The sequence below is a fragment of the Saccharolobus solfataricus genome, from assembly GCF_900079115.1.
GTDB classification, from domain to species: Archaea; Thermoproteota; Thermoprotei_A; order Sulfolobales; family Sulfolobaceae; genus Saccharolobus; species Saccharolobus solfataricus.
The window spans coordinates 1,135,738-1,162,333 of record NZ_LT549890.1 but is presented as its reverse complement, the minus strand read 5'-3'; the positions used below and the strand labels follow the sequence as shown (position 1 = coordinate 1,162,333).

25 protein-coding genes and 5 pseudogenes are annotated in these 26,596 nt (G+C 38.1%); 11 read left to right on the top strand and 19 right to left on the bottom strand.

Annotated features, from left to right (window positions below):
- Positions 1-620 precede the first annotated feature (620 nt).
- From SSOP1_RS06605 to SSOP1_RS06595, 3 genes and pseudogenes are all read left to right on the top strand, one after another.
- A complete protein-coding gene (locus SSOP1_RS06605; protein WP_014511635.1) occupies positions 621-968 on the top strand; it encodes a HEPN domain-containing protein in 348 nt (115 codons plus the stop codon).
- Positions 959-1,300 (top strand): nucleotidyltransferase domain-containing protein, encoded by a 342-nt coding sequence (locus SSOP1_RS06600; protein WP_009990179.1) that lies wholly within the window; start codon positions 959-961, stop codon positions 1,298-1,300. The genes SSOP1_RS06605 and SSOP1_RS06600 overlap by 10 nt, the downstream gene beginning before the upstream one ends.
- Positions 1,301-1,733: 433 nt before the next feature.
- Positions 1,734-2,321: pseudogene (locus SSOP1_RS06595) on the top strand (ISNCY family transposase); the annotation flags it as partial.
- Positions 2,322-2,508: 187 nt separating this feature from the next.
- Here the strand turns inward: SSOP1_RS06595 and SSOP1_RS06590 are convergent.
- Positions 2,509-3,561 (bottom strand): ISH3 family transposase, encoded by a 1,053-nt coding sequence (locus SSOP1_RS06590; RefSeq protein ID WP_063492773.1) that lies wholly within the window; start codon positions 3,559-3,561, stop codon positions 2,509-2,511.
- Between the two features lie 117 nt (positions 3,562-3,678).
- Here SSOP1_RS06590 and SSOP1_RS16290 point away from each other — a divergent pair.
- Positions 3,679-4,157 (top strand): annotated as a pseudogene (locus SSOP1_RS16290) (ISNCY family transposase); the annotation flags it as partial.
- 442 nt (positions 4,158-4,599) lie between these two features.
- On the opposite strand, the gene SSOP1_RS06575 reads toward SSOP1_RS16290, so the two are convergent.
- The 3 genes and pseudogenes from SSOP1_RS06575 to SSOP1_RS06565 all read right to left on the bottom strand — a co-directional run.
- Positions 4,600-4,992: a type II toxin-antitoxin system VapC family toxin gene (locus SSOP1_RS06575; protein WP_009993017.1), complete on the bottom strand. Its 393-nt coding sequence runs from the start codon at positions 4,990-4,992 to the stop codon at positions 4,600-4,602.
- Positions 4,982-5,206 (bottom strand): type II toxin-antitoxin system CcdA family antitoxin, encoded by a 225-nt coding sequence (locus SSOP1_RS06570; RefSeq protein WP_009993015.1) that lies wholly within the window; start codon positions 5,204-5,206, stop codon positions 4,982-4,984. Before SSOP1_RS06570 ends, SSOP1_RS06575 begins: the two co-directional genes overlap by 11 nt.
- A gap of 309 nt (positions 5,207-5,515) precedes the next feature.
- A pseudogene (locus SSOP1_RS06565) lies at positions 5,516-6,431 on the bottom strand (IS110 family RNA-guided transposase); the annotation flags it as partial.
- Positions 6,432-6,475: 44 nt separating this feature from the next.
- Here SSOP1_RS06565 and SSOP1_RS06560 point away from each other — a divergent pair.
- Both SSOP1_RS06560 and SSOP1_RS06555 read left to right on the top strand, forming a co-directional pair.
- Positions 6,476-7,459, top strand: coding sequence for an IS630-like element ISC1048 family transposase (locus tag SSOP1_RS06560; protein WP_010923242.1), 984 nt, complete (start codon positions 6,476-6,478; stop codon positions 7,457-7,459).
- A gap of 19 nt (positions 7,460-7,478) precedes the next feature.
- Positions 7,479-8,427: pseudogene (locus SSOP1_RS06555) on the top strand (IS110 family RNA-guided transposase); the annotation flags it as partial.
- Between the two features lie 42 nt (positions 8,428-8,469).
- Here the strand turns inward: SSOP1_RS06555 and SSOP1_RS06550 are convergent.
- The 9 genes from SSOP1_RS06550 to SSOP1_RS06510 all read right to left on the bottom strand — a co-directional run bounded on the left by SSOP1_RS06550 (position 8,470) and on the right by SSOP1_RS06510 (position 14,991).
- A complete protein-coding gene (locus tag SSOP1_RS06550) occupies positions 8,470-8,931 on the bottom strand; it encodes a metal-sulfur cluster assembly factor (RefSeq protein WP_010923265.1) in 462 nt (153 codons plus the stop codon).
- The gene (locus SSOP1_RS06545) at positions 8,928-10,058 is read right to left on the bottom strand and encodes an aromatic/alkene monooxygenase hydroxylase subunit beta (protein WP_009992604.1); all 1,131 of its coding nucleotides are present in this window, start codon (positions 10,056-10,058) and stop codon (positions 8,928-8,930) included. Before SSOP1_RS06545 ends, SSOP1_RS06550 begins: the two co-directional genes overlap by 4 nt.
- An 11-nt stretch (positions 10,059-10,069) precedes the next feature.
- Entirely contained in the window at positions 10,070-10,417 is a 348-nt protein-coding gene (locus SSOP1_RS06540) for an MmoB/DmpM family protein (protein ID WP_009992603.1), read from the bottom strand.
- Positions 10,395-10,799, bottom strand: coding sequence for a Rieske 2Fe-2S domain-containing protein (locus tag SSOP1_RS06535; protein ID WP_009992602.1), 405 nt, complete (start codon positions 10,797-10,799; stop codon positions 10,395-10,397). Before SSOP1_RS06535 ends, SSOP1_RS06540 begins: the two co-directional genes overlap by 23 nt.
- A 4-nt stretch (positions 10,800-10,803) precedes the next feature.
- Positions 10,804-11,238 carry a hypothetical protein gene (locus SSOP1_RS06530; protein WP_009992601.1) on the bottom strand — a complete coding sequence of 145 codons (435 nt, stop codon included), beginning with the start codon at positions 11,236-11,238 and terminating at the stop codon, positions 10,804-10,806.
- A gap of 5 nt (positions 11,239-11,243) precedes the next feature.
- Positions 11,244-12,176, bottom strand: coding sequence for a YHS domain-containing protein (locus SSOP1_RS06525; protein WP_009992600.1), 933 nt, complete (start codon positions 12,174-12,176; stop codon positions 11,244-11,246).
- 133 nt (positions 12,177-12,309) lie between these two features.
- Positions 12,310-13,116: a ferritin family protein gene (locus SSOP1_RS06520; RefSeq protein WP_010923264.1), complete on the bottom strand. Its 807-nt coding sequence runs from the start codon at positions 13,114-13,116 to the stop codon at positions 12,310-12,312.
- Positions 13,117-13,191: 75 nt separating this feature from the next.
- Entirely contained in the window at positions 13,192-14,406 is a 1,215-nt protein-coding gene (locus SSOP1_RS06515; RefSeq protein WP_010923263.1) for an NAD(P)/FAD-dependent oxidoreductase, read from the bottom strand.
- A gap of 165 nt (positions 14,407-14,571) precedes the next feature.
- Positions 14,572-14,991, bottom strand: a complete 420-nt coding sequence (locus tag SSOP1_RS06510) for a GlcG/HbpS family heme-binding protein (protein ID WP_010923262.1) — start codon at positions 14,989-14,991, stop codon at positions 14,572-14,574.
- Positions 14,992-15,094: 103 nt separating this feature from the next.
- On the opposite strand from SSOP1_RS06510, the gene SSOP1_RS06505 reads away from it, so the two are divergent.
- Complete coding sequence (locus SSOP1_RS06505; RefSeq protein ID WP_010923261.1) at positions 15,095-16,102, top strand: catechol 2,3-dioxygenase; 1,008 nt, start codon at positions 15,095-15,097, stop codon at positions 16,100-16,102.
- A gap of 61 nt (positions 16,103-16,163) precedes the next feature.
- On the opposite strand, the gene SSOP1_RS06500 is transcribed toward SSOP1_RS06505, so the two are convergent.
- From SSOP1_RS06500 to SSOP1_RS06480, 5 genes are all read right to left on the bottom strand, one after another.
- A complete protein-coding gene (locus tag SSOP1_RS06500; RefSeq protein ID WP_048054307.1) occupies positions 16,164-16,976 on the bottom strand; it encodes an acetoacetate decarboxylase family protein in 813 nt (270 codons plus the stop codon).
- An 81-nt stretch (positions 16,977-17,057) separates the two neighbouring features.
- Positions 17,058-17,762 (bottom strand): acetoacetate decarboxylase family protein, encoded by a 705-nt coding sequence (locus SSOP1_RS06495; protein WP_231918225.1) that lies wholly within the window; start codon positions 17,760-17,762, stop codon positions 17,058-17,060.
- A 225-nt stretch (positions 17,763-17,987) separates the two neighbouring features.
- Complete coding sequence (locus SSOP1_RS06490; RefSeq protein ID WP_010923358.1) at positions 17,988-18,953, bottom strand: ISH3-like element ISC1439A family transposase; 966 nt, start codon at positions 18,951-18,953, stop codon at positions 17,988-17,990.
- A gap of 92 nt (positions 18,954-19,045) precedes the next feature.
- Positions 19,046-19,312: a hypothetical protein gene (locus SSOP1_RS17600; protein ID WP_063492772.1), complete on the bottom strand. Its 267-nt coding sequence runs from the start codon at positions 19,310-19,312 to the stop codon at positions 19,046-19,048.
- Positions 19,313-19,383: 71 nt separating this feature from the next.
- A complete protein-coding gene (locus tag SSOP1_RS06480) occupies positions 19,384-20,469 on the bottom strand; it encodes a zinc-dependent alcohol dehydrogenase family protein (protein WP_048054205.1) in 1,086 nt (361 codons plus the stop codon).
- 84 nt (positions 20,470-20,553) lie between these two features.
- Between SSOP1_RS06480 and SSOP1_RS16285 the strand changes: the two genes are divergently transcribed.
- Both SSOP1_RS16285 and SSOP1_RS06465 read left to right on the top strand, forming a co-directional pair.
- Positions 20,554-21,567 carry an IS630-like element ISC1078 family transposase gene (locus SSOP1_RS16285; protein WP_010923639.1) on the top strand — a complete coding sequence of 338 codons (1,014 nt, stop codon included), beginning with the start codon at positions 20,554-20,556 and terminating at the stop codon, positions 21,565-21,567.
- 218 nt (positions 21,568-21,785) lie between these two features.
- On the top strand, positions 21,786-22,472 hold the full coding sequence (locus SSOP1_RS06465; RefSeq protein WP_010923257.1) for a helix-turn-helix domain-containing protein: 687 nt from the start codon (positions 21,786-21,788) through the stop codon (positions 22,470-22,472).
- A gap of 33 nt (positions 22,473-22,505) precedes the next feature.
- On the opposite strand, the gene SSOP1_RS06460 is transcribed toward SSOP1_RS06465, so the two are convergent.
- Positions 22,506-23,984: a CoA-acylating methylmalonate-semialdehyde dehydrogenase gene (locus tag SSOP1_RS06460; RefSeq protein ID WP_010923256.1), complete on the bottom strand. Its 1,479-nt coding sequence runs from the start codon at positions 23,982-23,984 to the stop codon at positions 22,506-22,508.
- A gap of 443 nt (positions 23,985-24,427) precedes the next feature.
- Between SSOP1_RS06460 and SSOP1_RS06455 the strand changes: the two genes are divergently transcribed.
- Together SSOP1_RS06455 and SSOP1_RS06450 are read left to right on the top strand one after the other, a co-directional pair.
- Positions 24,428-25,015: an IS607 family transposase gene (locus SSOP1_RS06455; protein WP_010923255.1), complete on the top strand. Its 588-nt coding sequence runs from the start codon at positions 24,428-24,430 to the stop codon at positions 25,013-25,015.
- Positions 24,984-26,333, top strand: a pseudogene (locus tag SSOP1_RS06450) (RNA-guided endonuclease InsQ/TnpB family protein). Before SSOP1_RS06455 ends, SSOP1_RS06450 begins: the two are co-directional and overlap by 32 nt.
- Positions 26,334-26,596: the final 263 nt, after the last annotated feature.

Below are 26,596 nucleotides of genomic sequence, written 5' to 3'. Positions count from 1 at the left end.
TCATTCTCCTTCAGTACTATTCTCCAGAAGTGCCCTAAGTGCAAATAACTGAATAAAAATAAGATGAGAGAAATATAATATTATAGAAACAAAGAAAGAGAGATTCAAATATTCATTGCGAACTCACTTTATTTCAAAGATTGTTATGAAATTAACTATATGAAGGCTACTAATTAGCAGAGATACACTAGTGCCTTCAGAAAGTCTATAGCTTTAGGCAAAGGATATACCACTAGATCATAGTCTAAGAACTTTTCCAAAATACTAGTGATAATACCGGCTTCCTCACCTTAAATCTTTCTTCAGTCGTTGAATTCTTAACAAAGCTATAATTTCTATTATTTTTCCAGAATCTGATATTACTCAAACAGGATTATTTTTGTAAAACGATTTTGGGTCTACCGTCACGGATGGAGTCTTCCGCCCCCTTAACCCCCATTAAGATAAACCTTTTTCAGTCTTACTTCTAATCACGCTACTACATTTAAAAACGGATAATTAAGAAAAACTCCTATGATGATATAATTTTTCTACTAATTATCGAATAGGATAACGACATAAGAACACTTTACCTCATATAGTTTCAATAAATTTAAATCGAGCAACATGAGTAATTGCTTATGAGCTTTCTTCTCAACAACGCTAAAAATTTCTTGCACGATGCAAGGAGAGATTTTGAGGAAGGAATTTGGAATTTATCGGTATTTCATTCAGAACAAGCACTGCAACTTTGCGTTAAATATAAATTATATATTCATTTAGGTGATTATCCTAAAACTCATGATTTAAAGGTACTAATCAATAGTCTAGGGAGATTTGAGAAGGTAGAAATTGATGAGCTAATGCTGGATTTTTTAGTACAATCTTATATCTCTTCTCGCTACTTACCTTATACTTTCTCAAAGGAGAGTGCTGAAAAAGCTTTAAACTTTGTAGAGAATATGATGAGGGGTCTAGGATGTCTATAATCGAGGTCCTTGAGGAGAATAAGAGATTGAGAGATAATTACATAAAAAATTTAAATTTCTACCTAGATAGAATTAAAGAAGTTGTTAAGAATATTGATCCAAGTACTAAGATTATTTTATTTGGTAGCTACATAAGGGGAAATTTCAGACCTGATAGTGATATTGACGTTTTAATAATAACTAATGTAAGCAATGAATTCGATAGGTTGAAAATATACCATGAGGTTAATAAAGCTATAGGCAATCCAAATCCCTTTGAAATTCACGTGATTAATGAAGAAGAATATGTATCTTGGTATTCTAAATTTCTTGACGTATATAAAGAAGTCTAACTTTGTGGGGTTAAAGGAGTAGAGGTCTCCTTGCGCGACGATAGACCAAAAATCTTTTTACAAGAAATGACTCTCCTTGGCTAATATTGAGTTTGTAAAAATAATTAAACTGATTATGTTCAAAGAAATTCAATTGAAAAGGATTTAAGGTGAGGAAGAGGATATTACCACATGTGAACACGAAATGATAATAATGGGAGTATTTGTATGCTAGTATGGGGATCTCGTTTATCTCGAGATAAATTAAAACTTAAAATTAATTGAGTTTGTCTAGTTAGCCTAAGTAAAATATTATATATTTCAGACTATTAATGATTAATAACCATATTTCTTGTGATTAAACTGAAGATATAGTGGATAGCATTTATAGGAAAATCCTTGCAGTTTGAGGAGACCTTAAAAACTTTTAAAAATTAACCAAATAAAGTATCGTGTGAATAAAATCCCGGCAATACAACAGTATTACCACGCACTTAAAGAGACAATCCAGCTACTAGCCGACCCCATGACCGACGTGAGAAAAGACACGTTAGCAAAACTGGTACTTGGAGGAGTAATGGGCGGGACGGCAACCGAGATAGCCCAGGTAATAGGTATGGACTACGAGACAGTACTAAAAAACCTTGACAAATTGGCAAACGTAAACTTGATCAAAGCAGTAAAGGAAATAGTAAAAGACCACCCGGTACTACTAATAATAGACGACACACACGACCACAAAGAATACGCGAGAGCGATACCGGTATCAAGAAACGGAGCACAAGTCTTTTACTGCAGAGAACACAAGAGATACGAGCCGGCAATACAACTTTTACTAATAACAGTAAAAGACTTGAGGACAAACGAGGCCTACGTAGTAACAATAATACCGTATATACCACAAAAGGTTGTTGAGGTGTTAAGGGAGAGGGGAGAGGAAGTTGAGTTCAAGACCAAAATACAAGAATACTTGGAAATTTTGCCAGTGCTCGAGAAGGAGTTTAGTGTTGTATGCAAGGTTTTTGATTCTTGGTACGTCAGTATGGGAATCTCATTTTTCTGATATAAATGATAATATATGTAAGATTGAACCGCACCAGTTTTATTCAAATATAACTGCATATATTTTATGAAAATGACAGTTAATAAGTCAGCTTTGAACAGAAGAATATAAATATATAGAATTAATTTCACGTAGCTGGAAGGAGGTGCATAGGGTTAGCTGGAGTCTAGGGGAATGACGTCTTCACTTCACGGAACACACGTCCCTGTTCCACTCTTACCTCCCGATCGAGGAGATTCGAGAGGGAGACCGAGAACTCCCACAACTTTACCTTCCTCCAAGAACGGATCAAGAACCAGACATTCAAGAGAAGATAGGAAAGCAGAACGAGAACCAGTTCCTTCCTCACGTCACAAGTCCTAGTCCTGATCCTGAACTCCTCAAGGGAGCGGAAGGCGTTCTCTATCCCCCACCTCTCCCTGTACATCTCGGCAAGGACTATGGCATCGTGAAGGTCGATCTCCCTCCTCACGAGGAAGGCAATAATCTTGCCGTCTTCCTTCCTCAGGATAATGAGGTAAGCTCCGGTTCCATGTCTCACGCAGAGAAAGCCAGTGTATCTAACTCCGCCAAAACTCACATCCACATCTTGCAACATCCCCTTGTACTTCTTGTACATCTGGGCTTTGGCAGATATGACGAAGTCCAAGCCCAACTCCAAGAGGTATCTAATCACTTCGTTCACCGCGAACTCCCTGTCCGCGAAGACCATGACGAGCCTCAGCTTGTCCTCCTCCAACTCCTTCACGATTACCTCCATCACCGCCTTGAAACCTTCAGCTACGTTCTTCACGGTCACTGGGATCACGTCCAAGAAGCTCCTCGTCCTCCCCAGGAGGAAGATCGCAGCTTGAACCAGTCCCCACGACGTCCCCTTAGTTGGCTTTATCCTACTCAAGAAACTCTTGTTAGCGTGGTATTGAGGTATGGCATGGAAGTCCACCGCTACCCTCCTGTCCCTGACTCCCCTTAACGTCATCCTCCCCATCTTCCTCAACGCATCCCTCACGTCCTCAACTTGAACCGCGTTCAATTTTCTCAACGCTCTTCTCCCATCTTTCCCCAACCTGCTCAAGTAGCTCCCACTCGCCTTAAGCAAGGCACTGAGGAGTTCCTCAAGGAAAAGTATTTTAGTGAGGATCGAGTAAATTATCTTGAGGGCGGACCTGGCGAAGTCCCGGTTGAACTTCGCCGGTTTAGTTGTATTCTCATGTTTCATATGTTCAAGTCCGCCCTCGTATATACAAACTTTTCTACAGAAATTCTCATCCTCTCAACTTTTTCTGTATTCCATTCATCTCGTTTTTTACGCAAAAAATGAGATTCCCATACTGACGTTAATTCCAAAACTCTCTTAAAGGATACTGTGGGGGAACTCAAGTCCAGCGCGCGAGTCACCGAGGGTGGTAGACTCGTGCCCGTTGGCGAGTTCCCCCAAGGGGAATACCTAGTTGAGTATCTAGGTGTTCCCATAAAGTTACTTGTAGTAGATGATTATAAGGGTTTGGGTAAGAGGTACTTCTTCTCTACTAATGTAAATGATACTTCAGAGGACATAATAACTTCATGAGAGAGTCGTTGGGATATTGAGGTTTTGATTAGGGAGTTAAAGGCGTTGGGGTTGGAGAAGGGTTCTTTCCTCACTTGGGTAAGGGTTTTGTGACCTTGAAGGTCCTCTCCTTGTTCTTGGTCCTCTCGTTCAAGTACTCCCTTGGTTTGAAGTTAGGTGCCAATAGGATATCAAGGCTGATAAAAAATATTTATCAGTCTTTGGGTGGGATTAAGAAACTGTTTAAGAGAAGGAAAAATACGTAAAATGCTAAGTGGAGTGTTCTCATGCAGTCATCTTATCCTACAGCAGTTATCAAGTTTTCCCTTTGTACTACTAGGGATTCAATACTACCGAGGAAGTTTTTAATCATCGAGGTCATAAAATGAAAAATATGAAGAAGGGCGAAAATCAAGGGATCAACAAGGTCAAGACTGAGTTTGCGAGAGCCCTTCAACTCCGTGGTTAGAACGTTGAGAACTTAAGGATTGAAGAATTTCGTTAAAAATAATTTAGATGAAATGAGGAATCTGATGAAAATCTTAAAATCCCCTTAAAATCACATAACTGCTGTTCATTAAGTTAATTTCGTAACAATATTTGAAATAAAATGAATTCGCAATGGAAACATGAATCGCCCATATGTACACCTTACTAAAGAGAACCTAAAAACTCCAAAAATATCAACATACAAATAATTTACTTTTTTCACATACTTTTTATCAAATCCTTTAACGAAATAGCGTTAGCCTTTCTTATCAACTCTTTATCGTTAGACACTAGGATAAGCCCTAAAGATTCAGCAACATACGCATAAGATGCGTTATAGTAAGTTAAACCCCTTTCTATGGCAATTCTCATTACCCCCTCAAGAGGCGAATCCTCTATTACGTTAAATTTTCGCATTAATTTATAGAAAAGCCTCGAAAGGGTTATAGGATCTTTAACCTTTTTATGTATATAATACTCCTTCCATATGACATTACCTACCTCATAAAAAGTTAGGGTAAGTACATGAATTTTCTTAACATCTACCTTATCCACGTAATCTAAAAGTGAATACAAAGCTGAGGCATCGAGCAAGAATTCCTTATCTTTCATCCCTACTCTCCCTAACAGTACTTACCCAATCATATTCACTTACGTCCCTCATTAGTTCCTTAATTTTCATAGTCATATCCTTAAGCTCTTCCTTCTCCTTCTCCCTTATGGCTTCCTCTAAAGCTTTTTCTACAACTTCCCTAACGTTAATTCCTAACTCCTCTGCCTTCTTCTTTAGCTCTTTCTTCACTCTTACGCTTATTACGTCTGACATATATATGTATACGAGATATACGTATATAAAATTTTCGTATATTTAATGCTTGTTAGGTTACTCCAATTTTTTCTCAGAGAGAACATATGAATAACTTTTAACTAGTAGAATTTATCCTAATTAGCCTAACTTAAGACCTAAGGAAAAACATAGTGTCGACATTAAGTTATAAATTTATACTTTAAGTAAAAGGTGTCTCTGAGAATCTGAGCCAGGCTATACTCTATATAGAGAATTCCCCTATTTAATAAAATTTATAGATTATAGTCTTTTTCTTAATAGGCACTACATGCTCCGCCTCTAACAAACCTACTGGGACAACGAGTCCAGCACATCACCCACATCAACATCTTGAACGTTAACGTCCTTCCCCCTAGGTGCCCTAAAACTCTTCTTAACATCGCCCTTGTAAACACCATCCTTTATAACGTGATAACAAATACAAGCAAGCTTCCCACCAAGAGCACAAGTTTAGTAGCACTCTTCCACTTGGAGACAAGCCTATCGTAATACTCCTTAAAACGCTCAGACTTCCTAGCAACCCTAGCAACCAAGAAAAAAGCCCTACGCAAATACTTATTACCCATACCAGAGTGAGACTCGCTCTCACCACTCTGCTTAGTTCTGGGAGCAAAACCAGCATAAACCCTAGCCTTAGAACTGGAAAAACGAGAAACATCACCGAACTCAGCGTAAATGGTTGCAGCACTAATCAAACCAACTCCCGGCTCAACTCGACCACAGGCTGAGGAATCTTAGAAATTATCATGTCCTCAACTTCCTTAACCATAGCCTCCAAGCTCTTCAGTAAGTCTACCAGCTGCTTCAAAGCTAGCTTCTCAGCATCATTCAAACTTCTCCCTAACTTCTCCTTCAACTCGTCCCTTTCCTCCTTGCTCAACCCTTCTCCCCTACTTAACTTCTCCAGCAACGCCATTCCCCTCTTATCAAAGGGCTCTATCTTGTATCCCGCCATTTCTAGAAACTTCCTTATCTCGTTCTTTACTTGCGTTATCTTCCTCATCAAACTCTCCCTATACCTCGTTAACTCCCTCAATTCCCTTATTTCCCCGGTCGGTATGTATGACCCCTTAACTGCTCCCAGGATGAAGGCTTTTGCCAGTCTTTGCGCGTCTAGCTTGTCGGTCTTCTTTCCGAATACTTCCTTCAAGTGTAAGGGATTTATTACTGTTACCTTATATCCCTTTTCTGTTAGTTCTTCGTTAGTGTTTCCGAAAAGTTTATAGATTAGTATTACCAGATTGAACTATGCAAGATTTGGTTCAAGCTTATAAGGAAGAGAAGAACGCGAGAATTAAGGAGAGGATTCTTGCAGTGAAGCTGCACGTAGTTGATGGTAAATCGGAGAAAGAAGTTTCGAAAATGCTTAACAAGGGCTATTCCACGATAAAATTGTGGATTGGCAAGTACAAGAAAGAAGGTCTTGATGGACTAAAGGACAAGCCCAGATCAGGAAGACCCAGAAAAGTAGAAGAGGAAAAGATAAAACAAATTCTGGAAGATAAGCCCCAAAAATACGGAATACAACAAGAATATTGGACAATGAAAACACTCAAGATAGCACTACAAGAACAAGGAATAGAATACAAGAAATCCAGACTATACGAACTAGTCCACGAACTAGGATACAACCTAGTAAAACCCAGACCTACCAACATCCAAGCAGAAAAGGACAAGTGGGAAGATTTTAAAAAAATAAAGAAATTGGAAAGAAAGGCACTGTTCTTTCTAGACGAGTGTAGGACAGTAATTAGCACGTCAATTAAGAAGGTTCTAGCTAAGGTTGGCAGTAAGCCCGTAATGCGCGTCAATATAGGTTTTTCCTCAATCTATGTTATTCTAGCTATAAACGCTTGGACCGGCGAAGTAGTGGTTTCTCTTGCTAAAAGGCCTAACTCTGAATCCGTTAAGTATTTCTTGAGGTACTTTAAGAGGCGTGTGGGTAGTGGTAGGGTTTACATGGTCATGGATAATTACTCTCCTCACAAGACTAAGGGTACGCTTGAGGTTTGTCGCAGGAAGGGTATTCATCCCGTGTTTACTCCTCCTTACTCGCCTGAGCTTAATATGGCTGAGGCGGTCTTCAAGTCCCTCAAGAACTACATGAGCAATAAAATATTCTATACGATAGAAGACGTTAAAAACTGTATTAAACAGTTCTTTGAAGAAAATAAGTATAGATTTAATCTTAATGCAATAACATACCTAGGATTAGATAAAATTGAAGTCTAAGAACTTTCCGGAAATACTAATGGAGTCAACCGGACCGTACTTCTTCTACCTACACGAAGAACTAACAGAAAAGGGATATAAGGTAACAGTAATAAATCCCTTACACTTGAAGGAAGTATTCGGAAAGAAGACCGACAAGCTAGACGCGCAAAGACTGGCAAAAGCCTTCATCCTGGGAGCAGTTAAGGGGTCATACATACCGACCGGGGAAATAAGGGAATTGAGGGAGTTAACGAGGTATAGGGAGAGTTTGATGAGGAAGATAACGCAAGTAAAGAACGAGATAAGGAAGTTTCTAGAAATGGCGGGATACAAGATAGAGCCCTTTGATAAGAGGGGAATGGCGTTGCTGGAGAAGTTAAGTAGGGGAGAAGGGTTGAGCAAGGAGGAAAGGGACGAGTTGAAGGAGAAGTTAGGGAGAAGTTTGAATGATGCTGAGAAGCTAGCTTTGAAGCAGCTGGTAGACTTACTGAAGAGCTTGGAGGCTATGGTTAAGGAAGTTGAGGACATGATAATTTCTAAGATTCCTCAGCCTGTGGTCGAGTTGAGCCGGGAGTTGGTTTGATTAGTGCTGCAACCATTTACGCTGAGTTCGGTGATGTTTCTCGTTTTTCCAGTTCTAAGGCTAGGGTTTATGCTGGTTTTGCTCCCAGAACTAAGCAGAGTGGTGAGAGCGAGTCTCACTCTGGTATGGGTAATAAGTATTTGCGTAGGGCTTTTTTCTTGGTTGCTAGGGTTGCTAGGAAGTCTGAGCGTTTTAAGGAGTATTACGATAGGCTTGTCTCCAAGTGGAAGAGTGCTACTAAACTTGTGCTCTTGGTGGGAAGCTTGCTTGTATTTGTTATCACGTTATAAAGGATGGTGTTTACAAGGGCGATGTTAAGAAGAGTTTTAGGGCACCTAGGGGGAAGGACGTTAACGTTCAAGATGTTGATGTGGGTGATGTGCTAGACTCGTTGTCCCAGTAGGTTTGTTAGAGGCGGAGCATGTAGTGCCTATTAAGAAAAAGACTATATTTTGTGTTTGTCATACCATTCTCTAAATTTTTTATATCTCTCCTCCACTGCTTTTCTCATATATTCACGTGGATCGAAATTCTCTAACTTGACTTTATTTGTTGATACTAATTCCTCTATTTTGGTCTTATTAACTAATACCTCCACTGCATCCTTTCCATATATTTCCTCTAACATCAGCCTGCCCGTTTCTGTTGCATAGCCTATATTCCATTCTTCATTGAAATCACTCTTGACCTCCACGTTATAGTCTGGAAATACCTTCATTAGTTTATACTTAACTTGAACTGCTACAAGATCTGCCAGCGTACATCCCTTATTTGCAGTGAAAATCAATCTAACAAAAATTCTTTTGCCTTCAATTCTTATCTCTCTTACTAGTCCTAAGTCATATATATTTATTGGAATTTCTGGATCGTAAATTTGCCTCAAAATTTCTACAACCTTCTCCTTCATAGTCCTATTCCTCCAAGATATTCACTATGAGCCTTCCTAATCTGCCTTATAGCATTATCATATTCTCCTTTAAGCACATCTCTAAACCCTTCTGTAGCCTTAAATCCCATCTCTTGCCAATCTTTCACCCAAGGTTTAATAACATCCTTTAAACTTGGCTCCTTACTGAATGCGTATTTGAACAGCTCTTGAGCTTGATGTCTATGTCTTAACGTATCGTTATAGAACGATAAGTGAATGTGCTTTATCATCTCGTCTCCTAACTTACTGAATGGTTGAGTTAGATGTTGGAGTATCAGTTCATCTAATACGAATTTGACTGCTAAGTTAAACGCTACTAAGGCTTCTCCTACATCATACGTAACTAACATTTTCTCCAATACTTCTCTTGTTGGCTGAAATATTGGACTCTCCTCAAATACCTTCCTTGTTTCCTTTCCAAATCCTAGACTTGGATATACAATATCGAGCATCTTTACCCTTTGTGAAATTCTTTGGACTCTCCTTAAATGGTCCATTCCCATGAAAATAAATACGTTAGCTATAGAACTTGTAGGAGCCATAGTAGCTAGATACATTGACTCCATTTGCATAATATGGAATACGTATCTTAATGGGTCATAAACGTTCTTGTATAATTCCAGTACCTCTTCATTTAGGTTCCAATCATATTTAGTATTTACAATCTCCTCGTAAATCTTATCTAAGAAAGTTTCATTATCGTCCGCCATGGAGTTATAAGTCCAATATGTCAATTTGTATGGGTCTTCATAATCATGCCATTCACCTCTTTCGAATAATGGTTTAATGAACGGTGAGTTGTCTCTAAAGTGTTTATACCATTTTTGGGTTATGTGTTCTGTCCCTAGTTCAAATGGCCCTTTATCGTAGATATAAGTAGGGGATCTTGGATCGGCCCAGTATGATAATGCATAAGTAACTACTTGGTATTCTGATGGTTTTTTTCTTCCTAACTTTTTCTCCAACATTGGCCACGTTGACCAAACTTTCTTGTATCCCCTATACTCATAATCTCTGAAAAACGGATCCCCTTCTGGACCGCTTTTGAATGCTCCGAACATTTGTTTATACCTTTTATACCATTCCAAATCCTCTAATCTAGTCATATCCTTTCACCTCACAAGTCTAAATGCCATTTTATATAATCCCCTCTAACAATTATCTTTCCTGCAAATGCGCTCATCCTTACCTCAACCTCTCCAGGAAATCTAACGTCCATACCTATCACTTCCTCTAGCGTAGTCTTGTTTAAGATAAGTTCCCTTTCACCCACTACTCTTATGTAAGAACCCCTATCAAGAACTCCTTTGAAAGTATTTGGATTATCGCGCGCTAAAGCCTCAACTACAGCATAGCTGAACTCGTCTTTCATGAGCACTGGCCCTACCATATTTTGTGGTAATTTACTTAAATCCATTATTTGATATTTATCTAAAATTGTTTCAAGAGTTAACTCCAAACTCATTTATCACACCCCTTTGCCTATACATACCAAACCATTTAACCTTGAATTCGGATATGGGAACAGATGGAACTTTAACAAAAATATCACTACCTTCAACCTTCACATCTAAAGGAAAGAGAGAACTACCAACTGGATTTATACTTTCGCCTGTCCTCGCGTTATACTCCCATAGATGTACTGGGCATATTATTTTCTCCTCACCATCGAAAGAGTTTGATTCTATTAAACCTAATGCATGGGCACATCTAGCATAATATGCCTTAATCTCTCCCTTTATATTTACTACTAGAATTTCATATCTATTAACCTCTACTAGCTTAGCCTCTCCTTCATAAATGTCGTCTAGAGTTAGTAATTTATGAAATTCTCCAGGGTAATTCATAATCTCACGCTCTTAGTTTACCCTCCCTTTCCAATCTTCTAACGATACTATATTTCTCAATCTCATCTGCAAATAGTACTGAAGGAGATCTTGGGGCTGACTTTACTGCATCTTCGGTCTCCTTTATAATCCTAAATATTTCATCATTCTGATTTTCTGGCTTCCAGAACTCTTCTCTAGGAGGCCACCAGATTAACCAGAAAACGTCATATGGCTTTATTACGTCTCTAACTTTGGCATTAGGGTCTAAGACTTGACCAGTAAAGTAATTTACTAACCTTAACTCTTTCCCTTTCTTTTCCCATACTAACACATTGACTGTTAAACTCTTTAACATTTCAACAGCTTCTTTTACTGCAATGTTTGTTGGAAGCACAGCTGGTAACCATACTGTACCTTCTTCTGGAACAAACACTATGGGTACCGCTTCTATACTCATTTGTTTTACGCCTCCGTATACTTCTTTATTCTATTAAAGAAATCTGGATCTTTCTCTCTATATAATAATGCATATGCACCGTCAGTAGGGTCTAGACCAGCTTCCCCTTCCTCTGTTTGTCCCATATTCCATATCACCTCATCTAGTAGCCTCTTCGGATCCTTGTATGCCTCTTCAGTAAACTGTATCATACCCTCAAGAACTCTTTGTGTGTAAGTCCTTCTCCCAGCATATCTTTCTGGCTCTTGTTCAAATATCCATAAGCAAGCGGGACTATCAAACGTATACATTTTTCCCTTATACTCTTTTAAGTAGATCCTCAAGTACTTTCCATTAGCTGGAGCTTGTATCGGTACTTGACAAACCGCACATAAATGTACTGCAGTTAATGGTAACGGTATTTGGCCATCAATAATCTTCTTTATATACAAGTCCCAAACTCTACCGAAAAACATCTCCCAATGTGGATATTTCTCGTTTAACCATTTTCTCTCATCAGGCGTAGGACCTCTAAATGAAACATTTAGAGTCCTTCTCCACGTATATAATCCTATAATAAAGTCATGATGCCAATGGTCTAACTCTAACTCAAACCATTTCCAATACCAAGGTAATCTTATTCCATAATCTTCTAATAATCTCTTTAACTGCGCACCTACCCATTCTGTCATAAACTCCTTGTATGACATTATTCTAGCGTCTAGAGGAGTGAGGTAATCCATTGAAACTCCGGTTAAGGCTCCTATTAGCCTAACGGAGAGCCAGAATCCTTTCGCTACCAAATATTCTCCTGCCTCTTTATATGCCGGGCCTTTTTCTCTCATCCTAGCAGCAAATTCAACAGTATTTCTATAATTTTTCATTAATCCCTCCGAAATGTTTGATAATACTTGCTTGACTTCTCCTTTAGTTTGGCCTAAACTTCCTTCTCTACTCATCGTCGTATAATCTTTTTTATACTTTTTAAGAATTGTTCTAACAAGTTTGATAGATGTGTTTATCAGTTTATAGATTTTGAATTCTTACTAAGAAGAGTAAAGTATAAATAGGGAAAAATTTTAAAAAAACAAATTAAATTTTCTTTTCCATCTCTTCATTTACCTTTGTTACGTCAACAAAAGCCTTTAGAACTGGGTGCCCTATTTGCGCATGCCTAGCCTCATCAGTTTGTATACTTTGAGTTGCTGAGGAGAACACGAAGTCATTAGTTTTATTTGCCATAGCGGCATATGCTACAAATTGTAAATTAGTAAATCCAGTCTCAAATGCAAAGGTCGTTAATAAAGCAAATTCTATTGCATTAGTCCCAGTTATAGTATCGTCAAAGAACGATCTAGCAGCTATTGGTAACCAGCCGTCAACCCAGAACATCTTATGCGCGAAAGCGAACTTAGGACTAGCTTGTATATTATCATGAGACAGTAGGATTTGCAATTGCGCATGCCTTACCTCATCCATAGAACCAAATGTGGATAAGTTTCTCCATTCACCAGCTTTCCCAAACCTTGCCATTCTTGCTTCAGCTATAGCCGCAGTATATTCTGGTATAGGAACTGCAGTTATGTGGAAACAGAAGGAACCTTGATGATAAGTCTTATCTAATTTCTTTACTAGCTCTGCCCTTACTCCAGCCTCTCTTACAGAGAAAAGTCTTTGATCCTTCTCCTTTTGATTCTTTACATACTCCCTATATGTCACCTTATAGGGGGCATCATATAGCTCAGTCCATACATCTATTGGTAAATTCGGTATTCCACTCATATCTACCGGAAATAGCTCTTCTTCTTTTACATATTTTGGCGTCCACTCTAACTTGTTCGCTAAATCATAATACTCGTCTCTTGATGGTAGTCTAGGCTCTACAGGAACTGGTTTCATAAGTAAACATGTATAATCCTCATTTAAAAATAATTCTTAAACATGTTCGAAAAAAGAAGTAACTTTAAATCCCACTTATATTAAAAGTTTCTGAAGATCAAAACTTTCATCTGCCAACTTATCTCTTTTACTTGAAACGTCTGCTTGCTTTTGTATTAATTTATTGAGGGCTATTATTTCTTTAACGTTTCTATTTATCGCTAAGTAACCCTTTATAATACCTCCTTTTAAGTATATTACACTAAACCTTGGTCTTTCCAATTCAAACTTTCCCCTTATTATATATTCGTCATAATTCCTTGTTTCACCGGCTGACTCTATGTGTAAGTCGAATATGTCTGACCATATGGATGATATGAAATTGTAAGCCTCTCTGCTTCCAGCCATATTCCTAGCTGCCAATTTTCCAGTGTATTCCGCGTTGTTCCAATGCTCTATTCTCTTCCTCTTACCCTCCCTTGGATCGAATATGTTAGCGATGTCCCCAGCTGCATAAATATCCCTGGCACTCGTCTCTAGGTACTCGTTAACAACTATGCCATTATCCACTTGCATTCCACTTCTCTGCGCTAGTTCGACATTTGGCGAGATTCCCACTGCGATTAGGAACATGTCTGCCTCAATTTTTCTACCGCTTGAGGTTGTTGCGATTTTCCCTTGAATCTCCTTCACTGACTCGTTTAGAATGAAGTTTATTCCCTTACTTTCCAAGTATTGTTGTATGACTCTTGATACTTTTTCGTCTACGAATGTATTCCATATGTATGGCATTACTTCCACTACTGTAGTCTTTACACCAAGTGTTATCAAGCTAGAGGCCACTTCAACACCTATAAATCCAGCACCAATTATTAACGCGTTTTTGCCTTTACTCGCAGCTTCCCTTATCCTATCTGCGTCATCCAAACTTCTTAAGTATAACGCGTTTTCACTCCCCGGAATGTTTAATCTCCTAGGCCTACCACCAGTACTTATTAATGCCTTATCAAAGGATATTACACTACCATCATTTAGTATTGCCTCCTTTAAATTAGCATCAATCCTTTCGACACTCTTGTTTAACATTACCTCTAAATTATCCCTCTTGTAAAAATCATCAGACTCGAAGAATAACATATCTTTTTCCAATTTTCCTTTAAGATAATCCTTTGATAGTGGTGGTCTATCATATGGATAATATTTGTCTGAGGTTATCATAATTATTCTCGAGTTTGGTTTTATTTGGAGTAATTCCTTTAGTGCGTTATATCCCGCAATGCCACTTCCAATAATTAAGTATTCACATTTCATCTACATTCATGAACCGTTGAAAGCTATATTAAGCTTAATCTAACAAGTTTGATGCATGGAGATTTTGAACTTAAAAGTCTATATTTAAAAAAAGGAAGATAAAGTTTAAACCATTCTTGTACATTTTATATCTTCATCAAATAGTTTATCTAATATTTTACAAAATTATGATTCCAATCTTTTAAGCGCACTCTTGGCAATTTCCATATCTTGTTCTGCAGACGCACCAGATACTCCTATTCCTCCTATTACTTGCTCTTTATAGATTATAGGAAATCCTCCACCAAAGATTATTAACCTAGGTATTTTAGGAAATCCCATTGCCAGCGAGGGGTTGTCTTTAAGTATATTGTACCATTCATGGGTCGGTATACCAAAACTTACAGCAGTCCACGATTTATCTATGGCTATTTGTATGGTCAAGATTGGTGCACCGTCCATCCTCTTAAAAGCCTTCAATTCTCCTCCTTCATCTACTATTGCTATTGAAACGTTTACTCCTAACTCTTTAGCCTTCCTTACTGCCTCATTTATTAACATATCCGCTAATTCATCTGATATGCCTAACTTATTTAATATGTTCATAAATGCTGTTTAAGTAAAGGTGGAATTAAGCCATACATAAAACTTGTTTGAGTAGATTTTTTAATGTCGTAGAAGAGAAATGAAAATAAGGAGAGTGTGAGAAATGGTAAATAAGTTACTTTCCCAATTAGCTAGCGTAGAAATTCTAACGCCTAAAATTGATGATACATTATGGTTTTTCAAGGACATTTTGGGATTACATGAAGTTGGAAGGAAGGATAGATCGGTATACCTAAGAGGGTGGGAAGATTGGTACGCATATAGTTTAAAGGTTACTGAATCTGATACCGCTGGAGTCAAGGAGATTGTATGGAGAACTTATAGTGAAAAAGATCTAATTGATTCTATAAATATAGTAAACTCTAATGGATTAGGATTAGGGTGGGATGAAGGAGAGCCAGATATGGGTGTAGGGAAAGGGTATAAATTTATCTTACCAAGTGGTCAAATTGGTAAACTGGTATGGGAAATGAAGATATGGAGAGCTTCAGGTGAACTTAGATCGGGATATAAGGCTAGACCTATGAAAAAACCTACTAAAGGAGTTCAAGCTAAGGATTTGTCCCATATATTTATCTTCGCCTATAATGATGAATCTCTTGCTAAGACCGTAGAGTTACTGAAGAGGCTCACATTTAAAGTAAATGAAATATTAAAAGAAGGTGACAAAAGGATTGCATATTGGATGGCAGTTAATGGTACAGCACATGACTTGGCGGTTAGCCTAGATCCTTCCGGAGTTCCAGCCAGACTAAACCATGTTACGTTTAATGTGGATTATGCGGACGACATACTTAAGGCTGCTGATTTTTACACTGATTACGGTTTAGAAATTGTAGGGGGTCCTTTAAGGCACGGTATAACTGATAGCCACTCACTTTATGTAAAGGAGCCTGGCGGTAACGTAATTGAATTATTGCATGGTGGTTACCTTAATGTTGTACCGGATTGGGAGCCAATAGTGTGGGATACTAAGGAGGATGAAAACAGATGGTTATATTATTGGGGACATGTTAAAGAGGCATTTTGGCATGGTAGCCCTATACCTGCAAATAGAGTTAGTGACGAATTAAAAGAGATAGTCAGACAGAAATTAGGCGCAAAAATCTAATAATAATAAACATTATTACTTTTTTATGTTTATGTATAGGTTTATGTATAGCATTCTTTATTTATTTTAGAGAGATGGTTTCTTCGATTTTCTTGCTTATTAGTTGAGTGGTAGTTACTTTGAAGTATAAGGTATAGTAGTAACCTCCAATCGTTCTCTCAACTTCAAGCAAGCTAACTTCATCGTTAACGTATCCGCCTAGCTCCACATTAGCTTTTCCCTTCCATATTTCTCCGTACTTGCTCTCATCCCTAACTCTACTTACTATTTCGTAAAGATCAACTTCACCCTCACCTCTACTTGGGAACCTCCTTATATTTAAGAATGGTCCGAAGCTCTTAAGGGGCAGTGAATCAGTCCTCCCCTCTAATTCAACTTGCATTCTAAACATTACACCTCCTCCCCTTACAACATATCCTCCTAATCTAAGTCCACTTTCTGGTTTATTGTACTTGGGAAGTAATGGATGTAATTTAGTCATGGCTATTTTAGCTATTTTCTTTGGATAGCCATCTAACCAACCCCTTACCAATGCCCAATCTTTATCAACCCACATGAATGGGAAATATAAGTAATTCTTTCCTTCAAAATTGACCTTTAACCCAATAGCTCCCTCCATATACTGTACTAAATCTGGGTCTTGATACATATAGTCCCAATTGTCTTCTGAGGTAGAAATAAATTCGGCAATGTAAACCCAACCTTCACCGTCAGTTGATAGGAATCCCGGAATTACCTTTTCTGCAGATTCCTTAGTGAACTTTACATGAGCCCCAATGTAGGTTACACCATAATACCATGGTGGTTGGAATACAATTTGGGATTTACCACTATTCGTTGGGGGTAAAGTGAAATCGGAGTTATTTTTTGTCATAGGTACTTTTACTTTTAACCTACTAAATAAGCACTCCATTAAACTTGTTTCAAGTTTTCCTATCTCACTTAAAAATACCACTTAATAATTATTTGGAACTTTAGTTAGAATTTTTGTGCCTAACTGCTTAAATGACCAATTGAAGTAATATCCTCCCTCAATCCTATTTATCTTCAAAACTTCCAACTCCTCATTCACTGAACCATTTAATATCACCTCCCCTTCACCTCTCCACACCTCGCCGACTCTAAAATCTGAAGAGATTATTTGTCCTAGCTCGTAAACATCTGTACCATCTTGGACAGCTGGGAATCTCCTGAATTGTACTATAGGACCAAAGGGTATTGGATATTGCGATACTTTTTCTTTTAGCGTTATTTTCACTCTTATTATCTCCTTACCATTCCTTAATGCATATCCTCCCATCCTTACCCCACTAGAAGGACCGCTGTAACCATCTAGAAGTTTATGAAATTCTGAGATCGATATGTAAGCTAGTTTTTTAGGATAGCCTAGCAGCCACCCACGAAGTAGCGGTAGGTCTTTATCAACCCACATGAACGGGAAATAGGTGAAAATATTATCATTATATTTGACCTTTAGGGCTATTGCAGCCTCCATATACTTAGTCTCTTCAGGATCTTCGTATAACATCTCCCATCTATTTCCACTTACCGTGAAAATCTTAGCAATGTATACAAATCCTTCACCATCCACTATTTCCAACGGAGGAGGCACTAAATCTAGAACTTTAACGGGATCAAAATAGGCTTTTACTCCTATCATTTCTATCAGTGGTGTTTCACCAAATTATTTCATTTGAAAGATATAATATTAGTCCTTTCAAAAAGAGATTGATATAGAGAAAAACAATAAAATTATTATGAAACATAACATGTTAAAATAATTTGCAAAAAATATAGCGTACAATTCTAATAATAAGAGGAGAATTCTGAATTTTTCTCACGTGGTGAAAACGACGTGCATAGTCTCCTCTGAACACCGAGAAAGTTAGAGAAGCTTGACGAATGAATCGAAGGACAAAACCTTCTTACACGTGGACTTGAAGTTAAAGAGAAGATGATTCACTAGATTCCACGCAGAATCCAGAACCGTGTAATAGAGGAACAAGAAGATCTTATTACTCAACTTCCTAACATACCTTATCCTTGCCTTCCTAACCTTGAAACCCTCCTCAACCTGCCACCTCAACCTATAGAGTTCAGCCAGTTCATAGGGATCTCCCTCGAAGTTCGTCACGAACATAAAGTGCCTCGGCTTTCCCTTAACGTAAACCACATCGTAATAATAAAGCCCTTCAAATTTCAAGACCCTATACGCAACGTAAACCTTGTCCTTAACCTCGTATCTCTTCTCAACTAATGGAACGTTAGATAGTTCCTTGAATCCCTTCAAGTTCGACTTCCCTCTCACAATGGTCTTCACGGGCATTTCCTTGATGACCCCTAGGTTCAAGAATCCGGCGTCAGCTACAACGTAATCTATTTCCATGTATTGGCTTACTTCCCTCACGCTCCTGAGTAGGAACTGTGATGGACTGTCGCTTCTCAAATCTGCTACCTCCACTAGGAGGGGTAACCTTAAGGGATATACGAGGTCCAAGGATCTCATCTTTACTCCTTTTCTCTTCCAGTTGTAGAGTAGAAAGCCCTCTGCTTTTTCTTGTTCCTTTTCTCCCACGGTTAATCCGGTCTCATCTACAGCGACTACGTTGATCTCTCCCTTTACTTCTCTGTAGATTGGGTAGAACTTGAAGGTTCTCTGACCTTTACTAATTACTTTCTCGCCTCGTCTTACTACCTTCAAGTAGTATTTTCCTCTGTTTCCGGTTAGCAAGGATGGTGCTGCTTTCACTATTTCCGGGTCTAGATCTTGAGAGATAACGTTAATATTGTTTGTTGCTAAAGTTATAGCGAGGGACTTCAGCTCCGTTTTGGATACTTGTATGGTTTGCATAACGGAGTTATGGAGTCCCTCGCTTTAACCTTTTCTTGTTCATCTCGTCCTTCCACCTACTTTCCTCTATTGATAATACTAGACAAATGGTATTACTCTTTATATATAAACTCGTTTTCTGTTAGTTTCTTCAACAAATATGAAAATTTTTTGCTTCTTGTGTTGAAATAAGCCGATTTTTCTAACTCCGCTCTGATATTTTTCTCTTCCATAGAAATTGTATCATTTTGAGTAAAATTGGTGAAACACCACTGCATTTCTATTGCATATATCCATGGTGGAGGTGGAACTATTTGCGACTTGCCAGATTTAGTTATTGGTAAACTAAATGTATTATAGTAAGGACGTATTTCTTCCATATTGTTTTTTCTCTCCTTGTCTTAATAAACCTTTCTAAAACTTGTTTTATAATTAGGAAAAAAGAGAAAAATTAACTAAACTTATTAATAATAATTCTTCCTGCATTTTTGTACTCGCTCATTTCCTTGTAGGCATCATTGACATCATAGATGCTTATAGTCTTGTAAATAACCGGATCTAGGTTAATCTTTCCTTCCTTCATTAATTTAAATATTGTATCGAATTTTTGAGCTGGTAACATTAATACTCCTTGTATTCTGATTTCCCTTGCTACTACTAAATCTGCTGGCAATGGAAAAATCTCTTTCCCCTTCATCATAAGCCCCGCTAATAGCAATGTTCCATGTACTTTAAGGAGAGGCAAAAATGGAATGACAGCCTCTGGAATTCCGGTAGTATCATATATTACGTCCACTGAACCATACTTCTTCATAATATCCTCTACTATTTTATTCAATTCCTCAGACTTACCAGAGTGTCTATAAGTCTCAACGCTACCTAACATCTTAGCTTTCTCTAAAGATCGTTCGTTAACGTCTATAGCTATCACTTTAGCTCCAAGAGCGTTAGCTATTGCTATACCACTCAAACCCATTCCACCTGCTCCGATTATGACCACTATGTCACTGGGCTTTAAATTAGTCTTCATTGTAAACGCATTCCATGAAGTTCCAAAACCACAAGAACTTAGAGCAGCCCACTCTGACTTTATTCCATCTGGTACTTTAACTAGATCAATTACTGACCTCTCTGGGATTAGCATGTACTCGGCAAAGCATCCATTAATTCCATAACCAGCTATTACTAAGTGTTCACAAACATTTGAATCTCCTTCCATACAGTATTTGCATGTCCTATTATCTCCGGTAGAAGAAGCAGGCATAACTACTTTATCTCCCTTATTTAATCTAGTTACACTCTCTCCAACCTCTACAATTTCTCCATAAACCTCGTGACCTTGAGTTATTGGTAACTTACCACCACTCCACTGCATGTATGCTACCAAAGCAGGATCTCCACGCCATAGATGCCAATCTGATCTGCATATTCCACAGCTTATCACTTTCAGAAGTACATCTCCTTTTCCCACTTTAGGAACATCTAGATCCTCTATTTTAAGAGGTTTTTGAAACTCCACTAATCTAGCTGCCTTCATCAAAAGAAATTTTATCTTACTCTACTATACTTCGTCAGACTTTAAAGAGCAAGATTTATATTTCATGAGTAATACTAAATTGTTATGCCGAAATCCAGAATGCACGGTATAAGGCTCAACAAGAAACAAGAGGAAGAGAGGAGGATTAACGCTGTAAAAGATGTGAGGAACGGGATGAGTATAAAGGACGTTGCCAAGAAGTATGACGTCTCCATCTTTACCGTGTACAAGTGGTTGAGGAAAGGTGACCTGAGCGCTAAGCCGAGGAAGGGACCCACGAAACTGAAGGACGAGGAAAAGCTCGTCCGAATCTTAGAAAAGAGCCCAAGAGATTTCGGCTTGAACTACGATTTCTGGACCTTGAAGCTCATAGCGTATATACTTGACAAGGAATTTGGGATAAAGTACAACCCGAGGAGTTTAAGCCCAGTCCTCAAGAAGTTAGGCTTCAAGTACAAGAAAGGAAAGAGAACTTACGTTAGAGACGATAACGCTGTAGAAAGGTGGGTGAAGGAACAAGGGGAGAAGCTTTTTAAAAAAATAAGAGAAGGGTACAAGGTACACATCTTCGATGAGTCGTACGTGTCCTACATAAACAAGGGTAAAGGCTGGATGAAGGTCGGAGGAGGGATAAAGGTCAACCCTAAGAGGAAGAGGTTTGCAGTAGTAGGCGGGATAACGATTAGTAAAGAGGGAATAACTTTCTCCTATTCGACATACAAGAAGCCCTCGCTGAACTCAAAAGATATTATACTCTACTTGAGGAAGGTAATAAAGGACGAGAAGACCGTGATAGTGATGGATAATGCTAGAATACACGGTAATGAAGTGAGGGAATTCCTTGAGGAAAATGGGGTGGAGTTTGTTTATCTGCCGCCTTACTCTCCGGATAAGAGTCCGGCGGAGGGGCCGTGGGCAGTCCTCAAGAAAAGGCTCTACTCGAAGATTTACACGGACTTCGAGACCTTAATGTGGGATGCAACGAGGTTCCTACGCTCCATATCCAAGAGAGTAAATGACCTTACGTATAGTGTGAAGAGGTGCGGTGAACCTTGGACGTCAATACTGAGTGAAGTTTTCTTGCCCTTTAAAGTCTGACGAAGTATAAAATGGATTTCTCTAACATGTTCGATATGAAAAATAAAGTAAATTAGATGAATAAATTAATTAAAATATCAATAATTACACTATAAATGTTTTTAGATAGCAACTTGATTCACTATGAACATTTTTGCTTGATTCAATAGTTTGAGATAAGGAGAATTTTCATAAAGCTTAAAAATTCTAATCGAAAATAGTATTATAGGTAAAAATGTATGAGTGATAGGTTATTGGAGATTACGTTTTCCGTAGAACATGAGAATTGTTGGACTAATCTAGTTGGTAAATACGTTGTGAAAACTTTAAGGTTTTCCGTAGACACTGAGAGGAACTTTATTAGGTCTCTAATTGTTGTGGATAAAAAATACAAGGAGTTAATAAATAAGATAAAAAGAAATAATAGTTTCATAGGGTACTCATTAGTTTCACTTACAACAGATAATAAGAAAATACTGTTTGATTTCAGAAAGAGATACAAAAATAGTGTGATGGATAATATAAACTCCGTAGATGGAATAATCTTAGATGGATTTAAGTATGATGGAAAGGAATATTGGCGAGTTTTATTATATGAAAGTTACGTTAATGAACTGAGAGAGAAGCTTAAGTCAAAAGGGAATGTAGAGTTTATTAGTTTTCATGAATTAGATATAACTGAGGATGAACTTACTCCATATGAACTCAAAACTTTAATTTTAGCTTATAAAAATGGATATTTTGATTTTCCTAGGAGGATCAAGTCTGATAAAATATCTAAATTGATAAATATAAGTAAATCCACATTCACATATCATTTAAGATCGGCTGAGTCGAGAATAATTAAACGATATATTGACGACCTAAAATTCTACAATGTAATTAACAATGTCTCTAAGCAAGAAGAGGAGAAAAAGGATAGCTAAAAGATGGCTAAAAATAGTGGTTAAAAATTAATTTTACCACCTGGTTATTACTACCTTCTTATCTGTGAAGAAGTCTACGCTATCTATTTGCCCATGCAGTATGCCAAAGAAGGATTCCTTCCTACCTCCAAATGGAAAGAACGCCATTGGTGCAGCTACTCCTATATTAATACCTATATTTCCGGTATTGACTTCACGCCTAAACTTTCTGGCATAATAACCACTGGTGGTAAATATTGATGACGCATTACCGTAATTACTTCTATTTATGATGTTAATCGCTTCATCTAAATTCTTAACGTGAATTATGGATGCTACTGGTCCAAATATCTCCTCCTTAGCTATTACCATTTCTGGTGTAACTTCATCAAATACTGTTGGACCTAGGAAATATCCATTAGGATACTCTGGAACCTTTACATCTCTCCCGTCCAATAATAATTTTGCACCCTCCTCAATTCCCTTCTCTATATATCCTATTATTCTCTTTTTAGCGTCCTTTGTCACTACTGGTCCCATATCTACACTTTCATCTAAACCATAACCTATCTTTAGTTGTTTTGAAGCCTCTATGAACTTCCTCTTAACCTCATCATAAATATTCCCTACAGCTACTAAATTAGCGGCGGCCAGACATCTTTGTCCAGCATTGCCAAAGAACGCTGAGACGATAGAAGGTATTGCCTTATTTAAATCAGCATCTGGCATTACAACGACAAAGTTCTTAGCCCCTGCTTGAACAATAGCCTTCTTACCGTTTTTCCCTGCATTTTCATAAATATATTTTCCTACTCTCGTTGAACCTACGAAAGTTACACCTTGAACTAACTTATTGGTAAGAAACTCATCAACTACATCCTTTGCACCGTGAACAACGTTTACAACGCCTCTAGGTAACTTAATCTCGTCAAAAATTCTAATAATAAAATCCATTGGTACTGGAGTTATCTCAGAAGGTTTGACTACTACCGTATTGCCTAAAACTATCGCATATGGGAGGAACCAGAAGGGAACCATTGTTGGGAAATTAAATGGAGTTATAATTCCAAAAACTCCCAAAGGTTCCCTAACAACGGTCTCATCAACCTCCTGAGATACTTGATCTAGATGTTCGCCCTTATATAAAGTGTAGGCTGCACTTATTGCAGCCTCAACGTTCTCTATAGTTCTCCTCATATCTCCTCTAGCCTCTTGGATGGTCTTTCCGTGATTCTGAACTATTATCCTAGCTATTGTTTCTGAATACTCCTCTAATCTATTCTTAAGTGCAAAGAGGTATTGTATTCTAGTTGTTATTGGAACTTCTCTCCATTTTTCAAATGCCTCTTGGGCTGATTGTATAGCCTCTTCAACTTCATCTTTAGCTGAGAATGGGACTTCAGCAATAATTTCATCTTTAGCTGGATTATATGCTTTGCCTATTGTATCAGTTTTAGAATCTATAAACTCACCATTTATGTAGAGCTTTAGCTTTCCATAATCCTTCTTTACCTCTCCCAATACCTTACCCATAAGTAATTTAAAATAATAAGCGTTAATATACCTCTTTCAAACATGTTTCAAACAAATCATGAAAAGATTATGCATAGTGACATCTTTTTAAGCAAAAAATAAAAGTCAATTCTAAACCCTTACTTTGTTATGTATTTCATTTCAAGCCTTTGAACCTCTGCTGGCTTATCTCTGTCTCCCCGATAGACCCTAAATCACTCTCTTGAAAATAAATCTATAGTATTATTAAGCGTTTTCTCTATTTCGATTAGGATTATCTTTAGGAACTAATGTTATGAATAAAAGAATGAGTGAAAGTCTGAAATTTTTCCCTCTTCTCATTTTTGAATATTGTGAAAATAGTTTATCCTTTGATACGTTTATTCCTGCAACTGGGGTTGCCGTTGCCAACGATTTCCGATAAACCGTAAAGTTTATATTATTTTGACACAAACTCTTATACAATGCTAAGACCTAAGGAAGCATGCCAAAGACTAGGAATATCCTATGCAACACTTAGAGAATACGTTAAGAAAGGATACATAAAACCAGTTATACTACAGAGTGGAAAACAAAGATTCGGAGAAGAGGACGTAGAGAGGCTAATGGGAATTATTAGAAAAAGAAAAGTAATACTTTACGCTAGAGTATCATCTTCCACACAAAAAGACGAACTAGTAAACCAAGTGAAGTATCTAGAGGAACAAGTCAAGGAGTACGACCTCGTAATTACTGACATAGGTTCCGGGTTAAACATGAAGAGAAAGGGGTTCTTGAAGTTGTTAAGAATGATACTGAACAACGAAGTATCACGCGTAGTTGTTGCTTACCCAGACAGACTTGTTAGAGTCGGCTTCGAAATCCTGGAGGAAGTGTGCAAAGCACACAACTGTGAAATAGTAGTACTAAACCAAGAGGACAAAGAGGAAGAACTAGTTGAAGACCTAATGTCAGCACTAGTCTCATTCAGTGGGAAACTGTATGGTATGAGAAGTCATGAATACGAAAAGGTGAAGAAATGTGCTGAAGAACTTAAGAATTGGAAAATTTGAACCGGAAGAGGAATACGTGCACTTCACGTACTCTATCAAGAATAGTGAGAGGGAGAAGAGCAAAGAGTTAATTAAAGAATACAGAACACTACTACAGAAAGCAATTGACTACTTGTGGAGTTTAACGAAAATACAAGTAAGAAAAAAGAACGGTAATTACAAGATAACACTACCGAAGAAGAAGGAAGTGTACAAACCACTTAGGGAAGAGTTGGAGAAGATCAACCACCTCGCGTCACACTACGTTGATAAGGCAATTAATGACGCATTCTCGATCTTGAAGTCGTGGAGGAAAAGGGCCATAAAGGGGAGAGCTTCGATTGAAAAACCAAGGGTAAAGAAGGCTTACGTTAGGATAAAGACGACTCTGAGGAAGGTTGTGGGGGAAAGCGTTAGAATAACTGTAAGACCTTATGAGTACATCACCTTCCCGTGGAGTAAGTCATGGTTCTCAAGAAGGGTTAGGGAGTTGGAACTTGGCGAACCTATAATTAAGGAGGAGAAAGTGTATTTGCCATTTCGTTACAAGTTACCGTGGGTAACACCAGTGAACTTTCTAGCTATTGACTCCAACCTTTATACTCTAGATGCTTATGATGGTGAGAAATTCGTTACAATCTCTCTGAAGCAGTTGTACTCCCTTAAGTACTCTATGGAGGTGAAGAGGGCTAAGGTGCAATCATTTGCATCAAAGCACACGAAGAGGGGGAGAGAGTTGATGAGGAAGTATTCGCATAGGGAGAGGAATCGCTAGTATTTTGGAAAAGTTCTTAGACTATGATCTAGTGGTATATCCTTTGCCTAAAGCTATAAACTTTCTGAAAGCACTAGCGTTCTGGACTTCGTTCACAAGTTTGTAAACGCGTTGTTGGACTTGTACCCCATGACGTTTTTCGCTGTGGAAAAGCTTGATAAAGAGGGTATGTTTGTAGATGCTAATGAGTCTCTTTCGAGGAAGATTTCTAGGACTGTTTGGAGGAGTATACACAGAGTGTTGAAGTACAAGGCTCCGCTTTACGGCTCCTTCGTGAAGGAGGTTAACCCGTACCTCACCTCGAGGTCTTGCCCCAGATGTGGGTTTGTATCCCGAAAGGTTGGTAAGACCTTTGAGTGTGAGAGGTGCGGGTTCAAGTTAGATAGGCAATTGAATGCTTCACTGAATATTTATCTCAAGATGTGCGGTTTTCCTCACATCCGTGAAATAGCGCGGGTGTGGGTTGGGGTTATCCCGCTAATGGGGCGGAGAGGGATGAACGTCCGTGACTTTGGTGAAGCCCAAGGGCTGAGGATTAATATTAAATATCATGAAATCCCATGAAGCCTAAACCCCGAATATGCTCATCCTTGTTCTGATTTCAAGCCCAACTTCCAGTACGAATTGGAAGTCCAGCTCATTGTCAAGCTTTACGCTCAATGAGGTCAACTACCTATACCCTAGTTAAGTCTGACTAATATACACTTGGCTAATATGTTTTATATAAGGAAGTAAAGTTACATTAGTAATGAAGTAATTTAACATACTGCTTCTATTTAGGGCTAATGAATTAGGAATTGATATATTTTTATTTATATGAGTTAAGA